5 protein-coding genes and 1 pseudogene are annotated in these 15205 nt (G+C 42.3%); 4 read left to right on the top strand and 2 right to left on the bottom strand.

Annotated elements, in window-relative coordinates; translation table 11 throughout:
• The first annotated feature begins 107 nt into the window (after window positions 1-107).
• Window positions 108-2102, top strand: coding sequence for an alpha-L-arabinofuranosidase C-terminal domain-containing protein (locus AB6735_RS12215; RefSeq protein ID WP_090463777.1), 1995 nt, complete (start codon window positions 108-110; stop codon window positions 2100-2102).
• A gap of 459 nt (window positions 2103-2561) precedes the next feature.
• Window positions 2562-2768, top strand: a pseudogene (locus AB6735_RS12210) (DUF6805 domain-containing protein); the annotation flags it as partial.
• A 489-nt stretch (window positions 2769-3257) separates the two neighbouring features.
• Here the strand turns inward: AB6735_RS12210 and AB6735_RS12205 are convergent.
• The gene (locus AB6735_RS12205) at window positions 3258-5102 is read right to left on the bottom strand and encodes a RagB/SusD family nutrient uptake outer membrane protein (RefSeq protein WP_090463783.1); all 1845 of its coding nucleotides are present in this window, start codon (window positions 5100-5102) and stop codon (window positions 3258-3260) included.
• 13 nt (window positions 5103-5115) lie between these two features.
• On the bottom strand, window positions 5116-8274 hold the full coding sequence (locus tag AB6735_RS12200) for a SusC/RagA family TonB-linked outer membrane protein (RefSeq protein WP_370996198.1): 3159 nt from the start codon (window positions 8272-8274) through the stop codon (window positions 5116-5118).
• Window positions 8275-9226: 952 nt separating this feature from the next.
• On the opposite strand from AB6735_RS12200, the gene AB6735_RS12195 reads away from it, so the two are divergent.
• Together AB6735_RS12195 and AB6735_RS12190 are read left to right on the top strand one after the other, a co-directional pair.
• Window positions 9227-10675, top strand: a complete 1449-nt coding sequence (locus AB6735_RS12195) for a glycosyl hydrolase family 28 protein (RefSeq protein ID WP_090463788.1) — start codon at window positions 9227-9229, stop codon at window positions 10673-10675.
• A gap of 183 nt (window positions 10676-10858) precedes the next feature.
• On the top strand, window positions 10859-15052 hold the full coding sequence (locus AB6735_RS12190; protein ID WP_176851926.1) for a two-component regulator propeller domain-containing protein: 4194 nt from the start codon (window positions 10859-10861) through the stop codon (window positions 15050-15052).
• Window positions 15053-15205 lie beyond the last annotated feature (153 nt).

The following is a 15205-nucleotide window of genomic DNA, read 5'->3' as shown; positions in this document are numbered from 1 at the left end:
GCAAAAATGATTAATTTGTGTCGCCGATTATCAAATTTTTTTGGATTCAAGTAAACCAAGTATGCGCAATTACTTGGACTTAAATATGATGACATAACCAACGTTATATGAACCTTTTTAACAAAAACTTACTGTACCCTCTTTTATTAACTACCTTGCTGCCGGTAACCGGGCGGGCGCAACAGCACATATCCGTGCAGAGCCATATTGGCCAAAAGTCGGTGAAGCCGATCAGCAAGGATCTCTTTGGTGTTTTCTTCGAAGATTTGAGTTATTCGGCAGATGGGGGCTTATATGCGGAATTGATACAAAACCGGTCTTTTGAATACAGCCCGGGCGATAACAAAAAATGGAATCCGCTAAGTTTCTGGGATTACACGACGGAAGGTCACGGTTATGGAAAAATAACTGTCGAAAGTGCACAACCCATTGCTTCGGTTAACCCTCATTATATTGTTCTGGATATAGATGATCCCGGGACAGAAGGTGTTGGCATCACCAATAGTGGTTTCGACGGGATCGCCCTGCATTCAGGTGAAAACTATGATTTTTCTGTATATATCAAACTGATTACAGGGAGCCGGGTACCTGTTAAGGTGGAGCTTCGTGGCAAAAATGGCATTTCCTACGGCCAGTTTTCCTTTAAAACGGCCGGAAAAATATGGACGAAATATACCGGTTCGATTAAAGCACTTGCCGATGCTGATTCTGCGAAGTTAACAGTTCTGGCACTGGCCAAAAGTAAAATTGCCATTGACGAGGTTTCCCTTTTTCCCAGGAATACATTCAGGGGTGAAAAGAATGGGCTGCGTGCAGACCTGGCGCAGGCAATCGCCGACCTGAAACCTAAATTCATGAGGTTCCCGGGCGGCTGCCTTGTTCATGGGGATGGCCTTGACAATATGTACCGCTGGAAGAATACCATAGGCCCTGTAGAACTCCGCAGCCAGCAAAGGAATATCTGGCATTACCACCAGAGTTATGGTCTTGGTTTTTTTGAGTATTTCCGCTTCTGTGAAGATATTGGTGCTAAACCTTTGCCGGTTGTTGCGGCGGCCGTGAGTTGTCAGAATTCGGGAGGGGTAGGGGGAACTGGTCAGAAGGCCTTGCCACCGGCGGATATGAAATCATATATCCAGGATGTCCTCGATCTTATTGAATACGCTAATGGGCCGGTAACTTCGAAATATGGCGCAAAAAGGGCTGCAGCGGGCCATCCTAAACCCTTTAACCTGCAATATATCGGTATCGGCAATGAAGATAAACAAACCGCCGATTTCAGGGACAGGTTTAAAATTATTTATGACGTGGTGCGTGCAAAATATCCGGCAATTATAATAGTTGGTACAGTTGGCCCCTTTCCTTCGGGCGAAGATTACGACCTGGGCTGGAAATTTGCAGACAAATTGAACGTTCCTGTTGTTGACGAACATTTTTATCAAAAGCCGGCCTGGTTCCTGAACAATAATAACCGCTACGATGGGTTCCGGCGGCCAAAATCAAAAGTTTACATTGGAGAATATGCCTCATGGGGCAACAACCTGATCAATGCATTATCCGAGGCTGCATTCATGACCGGTCTTGAAAGGAATGGCGACATTGTTAAAATGGCGTCATACGCCCCTTTGTTAGCCAATCTTTCGCATGTCTCGTGGAACCCTGATCTGATTTATTTTAATAATAAAACCCTTTTCCGGACAGCCAATTATTTTGTTCAGCAAATGTTTTCTGCCAATCAGGGGGACATTTATCTATCCGATGTGATTAAATTTAGATTGCCTGCCGCCCAAACAGATTCAACGCTCGCGGCTTCTTGTGTAAAAGACAGCGGTACAGGGGATATCATATTGAAGATTGTAAATGCGGGGGGAAAGGAAGCGAATACAACAATAGACCTTGCCGGGTTGAAAATCCAACAAAGAAATGCTACCCTCGAGTTATTGAAAGGTGCGCCTTCAGATAAAAATTCCATCAGTGGTCCTGACGTGGTGCGATCAGTAAAAAAGGATATCGGATCGTCCGAACTTGAAAATTATGTAGCACCACCTTTTTCCCTGAGTGTGATCCGGCTTAAAACTGAAAAAACAACCGGCCATGACTGAAATGGGACCGGTTAGCCAACTGTAAGACAGTCTCCCTTGTTGAAAAATAGCTGGATTGCGAGGGAAGGTCTGCCCCGGATCAGCGGATTTTTCCGCCTTTAGTTCTTTAGACAGCAATGGCCGGGATCACTTGAACAACCAATCTGGCCCCCAAAAGAATTATGAAATATTCCTATCAATTTAAGATTGCAACAGTCGTTCTTTTGTTCCTTTCAGTAGCGGGAAAAAACCTGTATGCCCAGAACAAGAATGGTCGTAGCCATGTTTTATGGGAAACAGGTACCTGGGTGTCCGACAATGGCAATGGTACTTTTACAAATCCCTTTTTTTATGAGGAGTTCTCCGATCCGGATATGATCAGGGTTGGTAATGATTACTACCTGACCGGACAACCATGCATACCATGTCGGGCCTTCCCGTTCTGCACTCGACAGACCTCGTGATTTCGGGACAGAACGTAATCATAAGTTGTCCATTTTAGTAAACGACAGGGAACTGAAAAAAGTCGATCATATCAATGCTAAACAGGATTCCTTTTTTACGTTGGCTTATGACCTCCCCGGTGGTTTGGATTACGCTGGTGATCTATCCATCAACGTTAAATTCCTGGCGGAAAAAGGGTCGGTCGCCGGTCCTGTATACGAGATCCGTTTGTTGAAAAATTGATCGCAGAATTTTCATGTTGGCCGGTGCCGGTTTCCCTGCCCCACATGAAAGTTCTGTTACAATAGGAATACGACTCAAATCGCAGCGAAAGCCGTAATTTATAATCGCAATGATAAATGGAATTATGGTATCTGAATGAGCAGCTATGTCGATACCCAAATAACATTGCAGAGATTGACCTGAGTCCATTGATTCTATGGGAAGACTAAGAGGAAACGTCTCAAATTCGATCTTGTCAAAACATCAATATATCACTGATATTCTGGTATTTGTTGATCAAACAATGGCGCAAGTTCGTATTGGTAATCTGCCCTTAATATATTTAGTCTTTATAAATTCAATACTGCATTGATAATCCGAACAGGTTCGCTGGATGAGGAGATGGAGTAGCAAGGGCCTGTGTTTGATTATATGGGCTTGAAATCCTGAATAATGGATATAAAATCAAATAACAAAAGGCTGTATCAGTTATAATACAGCCTTTTGTTTTTAATAACCTGGATTTTGCACGATGTTCGGATTTAGAGAACGCTGATCATTTGGAATGGGCAGCAGATAATGCATCCGTTTAAAATTCCGGTTACTGGCCGGGTCCAGTATGACCGCGCCAGTTTGATTATCGATACCGTAAACAAATTTAGCCGGATTATAGATCGGGCTCTGGGTAATGGGATTCGTGCCGGTCGCGGTTTCAGTCGGTTGGCCGTTGTATTGCACAACCATACCCTCGATTGGCTTATTCAATTCTGTTTCGGCTATGCCCCACCGTTTCAGGTCATCAAAGCGGCTGTTTTCCAGGTAAAGCTCAAGTGCACGTTCCCTTCTGATCTCCCCCAGCATGGTAAGACTTGCGTATGGGGCAATTAAGGCGTTGGTAAGCGGGGCAACCGCGTTACGTGCCCTGATTTTGTTAATCGATATGTTCAGATCTGCATCTGAAATAGAACCTCCGCCCAACTCACATTTTGCTTCCGCGTAAATCAGATAGACTTCCGCAAGGCGTATTTGGGGATAATCATAAGATTCCTGGTAATCGGCCCTTGTTGATTCTTCAGAACAGAATTTACGATTCGGGTAACCGCCGTTTATATTCGTATATAGGTCCGGATAGTAAGGCTTTATGATAGCCGGAAAATTAAATGTCGTAATATAATTAGCCAAATTATAATTTGCTCCGGTCGTTGAACCAAATCCCCAATATTTCTTTTTAGGTATAACGACTAGGCTGCGTAATCTCCATTCACGGTTTTCAAATTCGTCCGTCATTTTTGCGTACCCTTTAGCCAGTGGGGACACCGTAAAAGGAAGCCCATCCGTGCAAAGATACATATCCATCATTTTCCTGGAAGGTCCCCAACCTACTAAAGTGTGGGTTAAGTTAGCGTTGCCTTGTAAAAGCGTATAGTCATAGTGGCTTGATAGGAGATATTCTTTATTAGCTGTTTTGGTCAATCCTTTCGGGTTTGAATTGGCATCATCGAGGTTGAACATGTAATAATAACTCAATGTGTCTACTCCATTGAACAACGAATAGGTATTGTCTGTCATTACCTGGGAGGCTAAGTTAGCAGCCTGCGTAAGCCATGTTGTTGTACTGTCGGCCTTTTTCTGGTTTTGAGCCCAGTCAGTAGAGGTACTAACGTACTTCTCCCAGGTCGCCTCATAAAGCAGCACACGTGCTTTAAAAGCTTTGGCTGCTTGCTGACTTACTTGTCCTTTATCTGCTGCTGCAATGGATGCCTCTAATGGCAAGCCTGCGATAGCAACATCGAGGTCCTTAAAAATCTGATTTGCTACTTCGTAGCGCGTGTTTCTCGGTGCCTGAAGGTCAGCTGAATTTACATTCAGTACTTTGGTCGCCAGTGGTATTCCGCCAAATCTCTTCAAAAGCAAAAAATGGTGCCAGGCGCGAAAGAAATAAGCTGCCGCCACATATTGTTTGATCGCTGCCTTGTCACCGGTGTAATTATCCGCTGCTTCGATCAATACATTATTGGCACGGATATAGGCATAGGTATTTAACCAGTAAATATCGGTCTGCGGTGTCGATACTGCACCTTGACCGTAAGTGCTGATTGCTTCTGTCAAATCGGAGCCTGCGTCCATGAAATCGTAAATATTACTATTTCCGGCACCCTGAACATCGGATTTTACAGGACGAAAGCCTATCATTTTATTGTAAAAATCATTGGAAAATGATTTGAACTGGGCCGCATTCTGAAAGAACGAGGCTGTCGTAGGCTGGTCGATCGGGTTCAGATCCAAAAATGTCTTTTTGCATGCGCTTGCTGAAATAATCAGGAATAGCGCTATTATATAGTTTAAATTTTTCATTTATCCACAATATTTAAAATCCAACTTCCAGGCCGAATGTATATGTTCTGATGAAAGGATAGCTGCTGTCAGACGAGGTTCCTCTTTCCGGATCAAAGCCGTCCTTAACAGATGAGAATGTCAGCAAGTCGTTCCCGGAAACGTATGCCCGCACCCGCTTTATGCCTAATTTGTCCATCCATTGTTTTGGTAGGGTATATCCGATGATCATATTTTTCAGTCGAACATAACGGAGAGTTTCCATGTTTGCGTCATTAACTGCCCAGTTCCAGTTATTCCGGTTACTGTCAAATGATAACCTCGGGTACAGGGCATCGGTGTTATCCGGTGTCCATGTTTTTCCAATATAATACGTATTGATATTTAAGTAATTGCGAAAGAATGGAGCTCTGCCATTCCCGCCACGCAATAAATTTTGTTTAAGTACTCCCTGGAAGAAGGCGGAAAGGTCGAAATTTTTCCAGCGTATACCAAGATTTGTACCGAATGTATAGTGGGGATCAGCATCACCTGCAAAATACAGGTCACTTGTATTCAAAACACCGTCACCGTTCAAATCAACAACGCTTAGGTCGCCTGCACGCAGTTTACTATTTCCGGTCATGGAGCCAAGGTTGCCAGTGGTGCTCGCGGTGTATTTCGCGGTATAGGCATCTGCGGCAGCCTGTGTTGGGAATACCCCATTCGTTTTGTAAAGGAAAAGTGAATTGAGCGGATATCCTTGTAAAGGAAGGTTTTGTCCGGGTGCGATGGCAGTTGCGCCGGTTCGCTTCACCAAAAGGTTTTTGTTGTTGCTTAAATTCAGGCCGATATTGTAGGAAACCTCGCCAATTTTATCACGCCAGTTGAGCGTTGCTTCAAACCCGCGTACCCTGAGGTTGCCTGCATTGCTTGGGGGCGCATTTGCACCTAATACGCCAGGATAAATCAAGCTGAGGATTAACCCTGTGTTTTTACGTTCGTATACATCAAAGGATCCGCTAAGCTTGTTGCTGAATAAGGTGAAGTCAACTCCTATATTTTTGTTCAGCATCCGTTCCCAGGTCAGCTCGACATTGTATATATTGGAGATTGAGTTGGTACCCTGTACGGCGGCTGTACTACCGAATATTGCGGTTCCGGCGCCAATGCCGGATACATAGTTGAAAGCGCCAATTGCACCATTTGTGCTTGATAAGCCACTCGTGCCGCCCCCGAGTCCGCCGGTTTCTCCATAGCCCGCACGCACCTTAAGGTAGTTCACAAACTTTAATGGCTTCATGAAACTCTCTTCTGATAAGGCCCACCCGGCCGAAACGCCGTAAAAGTTTTGCCGACGATGATCAGCATCGAAGCGGGAAGAGGCATCACTACGGCCAATCAGTTCCAGAAGATAGCGTTTATTATAATCGTAGTCAAAACGTCCAAGGTACGATGTTAGCCCTACCTTAACGTCTGAGCTGTTATTGGTCGCGTTTACCGGGGTCGCGGTATTCAAATCGTAAAGGCCCGGGTATAACAGGCCTGTGCGCCCAGCGCCCAAAACCCTGTCTTCCTGAAGCTCGGCAGTACTGCCTAATGTAACTGCCACATTGTGCTTTTGCGCGAAGGTCTTATTGTAATCTGCGAGGACACCGAAGTTGTTATAGATGGTATTTGTGATCGTTTCCCCTACGAAAGCTGGATTATAAATGGTTGAAGTTACACGGTCTCCGGTCCAGCTGTAAAGATTATAAGTTTGATTATATTCGTTTTTCATGCCGTCACGTTTGGTGATTGCTGCTGTTCCGCTTATTGTTAAACCGTCAATGATATTTGCCGAGAGCCGGGTGTTGAAACGAAAGAAGTTGTCCGTATTCCTGATACGACCACCTGCCTGCGTCATCGCGACCGGGTTGCGGTAACCATAATCATCATAGTAATTACCAACGCTGTTGTAGACGGGAAAAATGGGGGCATCAAAAAAGCCTGCTCCGACGCCATTTCTGGGGCTTTTTACTGTTCTTGTATCGTACGCGATACCTGATTGCCATTTTACTTTTTTAGAGATCTGGTAATCATAGTTAAAGCGGGCATTATATTTTACTTCGCCGTCATAAGCTGTTTTAAGAACGGACTTATTGTTCGAATATCCCAAAGATGCTGCATAACCTGTATTATCTGTTGAACCCGTGAGCGAGAGATTCTGTAATTGTGAATTTGAATTTCCGTAAAGTGCCCTTTGCCAGTTATTATCACCATAATGCGATACCAATCCGCTTGGCTGTGTATAATCAAATGATTCTCCGTTTGCCATTCTCTGCAGGTTGGCAAGTGTCCATTGCGGAAGATACTGGATTGGGGTGCCAGACGCATCGACCCTGTCCTGCATTGATGTTTCAAGATAAAGGCTGGCCCACTGCATCATATTGGCCCAGGGAACTGTTTTAGCAACCGTGTTTATGCTATAACTTGGATTGTAATTAATCCGAGGTTTTCCCTTGCCTCGTTTGGTTGTGATCAATAATACACCTCCCTGCGCACGTGCACCGTAAATTGCAGCAGATGCATCTTTAAGTGCGGTGACTGATTCAATGTCATTAGGATTTAAAGTGCTGATCTCAAAATCTGCTACAGTCGGCACACCGTCAATAATGATCAGCGGTGAAACAGCCGAAGTGGACGATTCCCCGCGTAGCCTGATGGTCAAATTTTCATTGCCTGGCCTGGGTGAGTTTCTGGTAACTACCAAACCCGGAATCTCTCCCTGCAGCGCAAGTGCCACGTTGGGTACCGGTCTGTCTTTGAACACTTCAGATCCGACTTGGGAGATCGCACCCGTTAATGTTTCTTTTTTCCTGGTGCCGTAGCCGACTACGATTACCTCGTTGAGGTCATTCGGCACAGCGCTAAGGCTGATATGCATAATCGTTTTGGGATCCGCTTCAATTTCTAAAGGACTGAAGCCCAAATAACTGATTTGGAGGATCTCACCCTGTGAAGCGGCAATTTTGAAGTTGCCTTTCACATCTGTCGCAACTGCTGTTGATGTGCCCTTTACCTTTACTGTGGCACCGATAATTGTTTCATGCGTCTTTGCGTCGGTGATTTGTCCCGACACTGTCGACTGGCCGAAGCCGCGAAAACTTACCAATGCCAGCAGTATGGTAAATAGCGCTGCAAACGCTTTGTAATTAAGTACTGCTTTTCTCATAATTTATTGAATGTTTAATTAATTGGTTGTGCTAATTATTGAAAACTGCTCTTCGGAGGATGGGAGGCCGTCGCTACTAAATTCCGCATGGTTTGGCAGTGAGGACTTACCCACAATGACCATACTTAATCATCCAGTTGGTATTTTAAACGGATACTTTTTTGTCGTGAGAATCTCGGATACCCGCACCAGGTGGCTTCTTGGTTTTAAATGGCTCATTGTTTAAGTTTTAATTATCAGGAATATGATTGTGAAAAGCCGGAATTGCGTTTCTTTAAACTAAGGACATGATTTAAATAATGTCATACTCATATTATTAAAATTTTTATCGAAAAAACATGCAGATCTGCCTTTTCCAACAATCACCAAGGCCCTTCGATATTACCAGGTAGCATTGACCAGGCTATCGTTTAAAGGCAGGGCCACTTGGACAGTAAGCAGTTAACGGGCTTTGAATTTAGTACTTAACGAACCTCAATTAAATGGAAAGTGCTAGACGATACAACTTTTATAATAGGGATTATAATGGAGAAAAAATAAGTGTTTTGAATGCCCCTGCTGCTCATGCCGGAATGCAACTTTTTGCAACAAATCCTGAATACTGGTTTCGTTTATCTTGAATATTTAAACACCCGGGTATACCCCGAGACTCAAATGCACTGCTTTATAATTGGAGCCGATTTTGATCTGATCAGGCAGGCCGCCATTAGGTAATATAAGAGCGCGAAATATTTATACTCAAAAAAATACAAGTAAAATTCTAATCGCTTTAAAATAAAACATACGCGTACCTCAAATCGAAAGATTCAAAATGTAACTGAAATAAATTGGAAATATAACGACCTGGTTTTACGGGCTGAAAGCTTCGTTAAGTAAGAATTGCTTGTTTGAGTATCCCGAATGTTTCTTCTTGTCTTTCACGAAAAGCAGTAAGCGCTGTTCCTAATATTTTATGAAACAAATTAGAACGTATCGAACATTCGGACAATTTTTATGTATTATATGCTTTCTGCTTGTGTTTGTAAGCCGCGGACGAGCTGAGAATAAGCTCAAAGCCTATCCGGCTCCTGTTGGTATCGCCCAAAATCAATCCTTTACAGTGCGTGTAAGAGTTCCCGGCGGAAAATGGCAGGATCTGCCCGCATATCTCATTAAAGTTGATAGGGTCATCGGCACTCAACATCAGCAACAGGCTTCATCAATGGCCTATTTCGATTTCTCTGGTGAGGTTGAGGTTTCCGTTACCTTCAATAAAGGCCCGGTCAAGACCGCGAGAATCAGGCCGCTTTCTTATGGTATTCAACATGATTTGAAAAACCGGACGATTTTTTTCAAATTGAAAAAACCGGCCAATCTATCAATAGAAGTTAATGGCGATATTTTCGGTAACCTTCAGCTTTTTGCAAATCCAATAGAGGAAAATATACCCGCGCCAAACGATACAAATGTGATCTACTTCGGTCCGGGATATCACCAGATAGCTGGAGGGAAGTTAAAAGTTCCTGCTGGAAAGACCGTATATATCGCCGGCGGGGCGGTGGTAAGCGGCCAGATATTAATCGAAAAGGTTAGTAACGTTAAGATACAGGGAAGGGGTATGCTCGAACAGGCTGCCGGCAAAGGGGTTAGAATTGCCTGGTCTAAGAATGTAGAGGTAGACGGTATTATTTCCAGTCAGTGCTTCACCGGAGGTTCGAAAAATGTCATGATCAACAATGTAAAAGCAATCAGCTACTGGCGGTGGGGAGACGGGATGAATGTTGTTTCAAGTAAAAACGTCGTATTCGATGGGGTATTTAATAGAAATTCGGATGATTGTACAACGGTCTATGGTTCCCGTGGAGAATTCAAAGGCGGCTGCAAAAACGTAATAATGAAAAATTCGACACTTTGGGCTGATGTGGCCCATCCGATACTGATCGGTACGCACGGCAGCACAACAGACCCTGTAGTTCTTGAAGAACTGACTTATCAAAACCTGGATATATTGGATCATATGGAAGGTCAATTAGATTACCAGGGATGCCTGAGTTTAAACGCAGGCGATAGCAATCTGATCAGAAATGTCAGTTTCGACAATATTCGGATTGAGGATTTTCGGCATGGGCAATTGCTTAATCTGCGTGTGTTTTTTAATAAAAAATATTGTACATCACCAGGAAGGGGCATAGAAAATGTTACGTTCAAAAACCTAAGTTACAATGGCAACAACGCAATGACGTCAATAATCGCCGGCTACGATGATCTCAGGAATGTCAAAAATGTGGTATTCGAAAATCTTCGCATTAATGGAAAACTGATAACTGATAAAATGCCGGGTATGCCGGGATGGTACAAAACATCAGATATGGCAGGCATCTTTATCGGCGAACATGTGGAGAATGTCTCGTTCAGGAAATAGCCGGCTGATTGATATTGTTACGCTTATATGAAAAGTGATACAAAACACACATGGCCGGGAGAATTGCAGCCTGATGTATGTGCTATATGATTGACCGTGATAGGTGTATTGATTTAATTATCAGATTACTTCAATTAACCAATTACTCCTCTGGAATGTTAACTTTATGGTTTAATAATGATCATGAACTGGAGAGTAATCGTTCAAACCTTTGCGAGGGCAGGCATTATATTTTTTTTTACTCTTTCCGGAAAGATGGCTGTAAATGCCCAGCAAAACCCTTTAAGGTTTTCTTATCTGACTGTTGATGATGGACTATCGCATACGGACGCTAAAGAGATTAAACAGGATAGGCTTGGATTTATCTGGATTGCTACCTTGTTTGGATTGGATAGGTATGACGGACATGCTATCAAAAGGTTTTATAATAACAGTGTCCCAAAGAGTAATTCCTTCAAGAACCGGATCAGAAGCATGTGCCTTGATGAAAATGACAGAATTTGGTTAGGTTCAGAAGATGGTATTCAATTCTTTGACCCCCAATCAGAGAAATACACGGATGTTGATAACGTACAGCACAATACCGGCAATAAAACCTACACCCGATTGCTTGCTTTAAAAAGTAATTTGTTAGCCACTCTTGCAGAAGATCAATTCAGGTTATTTAAAATAAGCGGTAAAACTTTAGTAGATATTTCCTTAAACTATCCACGTGGCATCAGATATACTGATATGACCCTTGATAACGCAGGTAATATCTGGTTATCAAGCAATCGTGGTGCCTGGGTATTGGATCGTTCGTATCATTTCTGGCATTTTGATATTATTGATGGTGTAGGGCGTTACTTCAATAATTTAAGTAAAGTATTTCTTAACCGCAAAAATCAGGTGTTGGTTGTGCAAGGTACAACCATTGTTTTAGCTAAGGAAAACAGCCGGGAATTGTTGTCGTCACTAGGTGCACCGGCTTTAAAAATACACTCCTTTCAACATTTTCTGATCCCGGGCTGTTCATTTATCAATGATATTATACAGGACAAAAAGCTGAATTATTGGGTTAGTACCGATGCCGGGCTATTTTTATTGGATAAGGCGTTTAATTTAAAACAAACTATTACCACGCAGAGTTTTGTCAAAAGCTTGAATACCAATTACCTGGATAAAATATTTATTGACCGTTCTGAATGTTTATGGGTATGCACTTTTGGCGGTGGAGTTGATTTTTGCGATCTGAATGCGAAACTGTTTTATACCTTTCAGCATAACCCAGAGGTTCCTAATACTTTGTCAGGGAATCACATCAGATCAATAGTGGAGGAATCCGGTCAAAAGGTTTGGATAGGTACCAATGCCGGCGGTTTGAATGAGTATGATCTTCATACTGGAAAATTCACCCGTTATAATGCTGAAAACAGCGCGGTAAAACTGAAAAGCAATGAAATTGATGCTTTGGAATTAGACAATGACCACAATTTATGGATAGGGACTGATAAAGGTATTGATATCGTTAACCAAAAACGCAATAGTTTGTGGCACCCTGCCGGTTATGCAAAATTTCCGGTCCATTCCATTGCCAGTTTAACAAAGGATTGTTATGGTAATATGTGGTTTGGCAGCTATTATAATGGGTTTGGCTGTATAAGCCAAGATAAAAAAAACCTATACCGGGTTAAATATTGGGGTTCGGGCTCGGGTTACCTGATATGGGCAGACAAAAGCAAACCTGAATTACTTGTTTCAAGTATACATGGTCTTACACGGCTGGTTATTGATAGCTCAGGCCATGTTATCAAAACTTTCCACTACCAGGTAAATAGCCGGCCTAATTCTTTGAGCTCCAACTATATTTTTCCTATACAAAAACAAAGTGACAGTTCATACTGGGTGGGTACCATAGGTGGCGGTCTGGACTATCTGGTGTTAAAAAAGGATAACACCTATCGGGTAAAAACGTACGGCAGCCGGTATGGTGTATTTAATGATGTGGAAACCATTGAGCTGGATGATAAAGGCCGAGTATGGATGGGTGGTAATGGGTTGGAATGTTTGGATGCTGGCAATAACAAATTGGTAAGGTTTGATAAAAATGATGGTTTACAGGGAAATAGTTTTAAAGTAGGCGCATCCTATAAGGGTAAAGACGGAAGATTGTATTTTGGAGGGATCAACGGCCTCAATTATTTTTTTCCGGATAGTATTAAAACAAACAAAATAGCAGCCCATCCTGTATTTACTGATCTCATCGTCAATAGTAAAAGAGTGGTAGTAGGTGAGGAGAGGACTTCGGAAATTATATTGGAAAAATCAATAAGTTATAGCAACAGGCTTAATCTGAATTACCTTCAAAACAATTTTGTAATCTCTTTTTCTGCTATGCATTATGCAAATCCGCAGAAGTGCAGGTACCGGTATAAACTGACAGGATTTGATAAAGATTGGAAATTTACGAATGGCAATAATCCTACAGCCGCATATAACAATCTTGATTATGAAGATTATTCCTTAATAGTAGAAGCAACTAACAATGATGGGGTTTGGAGCAAAGACAAAGCCATTCTCTCAATTATTGTTACTCCTCCCTGGTGGAAATCAACCATGGCCAAAATTATATATTTTATACTAGCTCTTTCTGGATTGGTTGGCATCTATGTTTATCAGGCCCGGTGGTACAGGCTAAAAAGTGAGCTTGCCGTACGTGATGTGGAAGAAAAGAAACGCGAAGAGATGCATCAGCAAAAAGAAGAGCTTTATCAACAGCAATTGCATTTTTTTACCAATATATCGCACGAATTCAGGACGCCGTTAACTTTGATAATTGGCCCTTTAGAAAGTTTAATTAAAGAAAATACCTATACCGCTTATCAGCATACCTACCAGATCATGTACCGGAATGCTAAAAGGCTGATCAACCTGATCAATGAGTTGATGAATTTTCGCAAAGTGGCAGACAGCGCCGTTAAGCTCCGGGTAACCCGGATAAGCCTCAGTGGGTTTATCAACGCCCTGTTTGATGAATTTGAGGAGCTGGCCGATAATAAACACATAGCCTATACTTTAAAACTTGCAGAGCAGCACACATCAATTTGGCTTGACCAGCAAATTGTTGAAAAAATACTATTTAACCTGTTAAACAACTCATTTAAATATACGCCCGCCGGAGGTGGTATTACCCTTGATGTTTTTTTTGCTTTTGATGATTTCAAACCGGCTTATGATGCCGGATACCGTTTGTTAAATGAACATCGTGCCGGCTCATATATATACTTCAGAGTGGCAGATACAGGTATTGGCATTTCAAAAGAATCAATTAGTCAGATATTTGACCGTTATTACCGGATCAGTAATAACCACCTGGGTTCAGGTGTGGGACTTGCACTGGTGAAAAGCTTAACATTATTGCACAAAGGCGATATTTATGTTTACAGTGAGCGTTATAAAGGGACTGAAATTATTATAGCGCTTCCGCTTGGCGCGGTAAATTATTCACAGGCTGAAAGAAATGCGCATAATGCAGGTCAAGCAGTAACTATGCTGGAGAAAGTTGACCATACAGAGATTCTTATGCCCGCTCAGTCTGAGATACCAGTGCAGGAAACCAAAATGAAAACTGCTGCTAAGCAACATATTTTGCTGGTTGAAGATAATGATGAGCTCAGATCTTTTTTAAAGGATGTGTTACAGCCGCACTATTTGGTATATGAAGCGGTTGACGGGAAACAGGGACTTGACCTCGCTATTGAAATAGTTCCGGATTTAATAATAAGCGACGTGATGATGCCGGTTATGAATGGCGTTGAGCTATGTAAACAGATAAAGGAGAAATTTGAAACAAGCCACATCCCTTTTTTGATATTATCAGCAAAGGACGCTTTGGAAGCCAGGCTGGAAGGGCTGGAATCTGGCGCCGATTATTATTTTTCCAAGCCGTTAAGTACCGATTTGCTGTTGTTAACTATACATAACCTGTTTGAGCAAAAGCAAAAGCTAAAAATAAAGTACACGCAGGATTATTATGCAGAAGCTACCGAATTGGTACATTCGGCTAAAGACAAAGCATTTTTAGATAAATTAATTAAGCTGATTGAAACTAATATTCAAACACCGGAACTGGACGTAGATTTCATTTGCCGCCACATGTTTACAAGCCGCTCCAAGCTTTATCAAAAAATAAAAAGTATTTCAGACCAGTCTATCAATGAGTTTGTGAGAACTATCAGATTGAAAAAAGCCGCTTATATCATGACCCACGAAGATGTAACCCAAATTGAGCTTATTGAACGTATCGGGATACTGAGTGTTTCATACTTTCAAAAAGCATTCCGAAAAGAGTTTGGAAAAACGCCATCTCAGTTTATAAAAGAAGTTAAAACAGGTTAGTCAATACTTTAAATAGCTAAAAAGCCTCATAATGCTCATTATGGGGCTTTTTTAGGTTATTTGAGCGCATAATATGGACGTTACAGCGCACTCACCTGCTTGTTTTTTCTATTCATTTGTATCAACCAATTGTTATATCCCGCCTCCTTGAGT

The sequence above is a fragment of the Mucilaginibacter sp. RCC_168 genome, assembly GCF_041355315.1.
Classification (GTDB): Bacteria; Bacteroidota; Bacteroidia; order Sphingobacteriales; family Sphingobacteriaceae; genus Mucilaginibacter.
The sequence above is the reverse complement of the archived record's forward strand: the minus strand, read 5'-3'. Positions and strand labels throughout refer to the sequence as shown.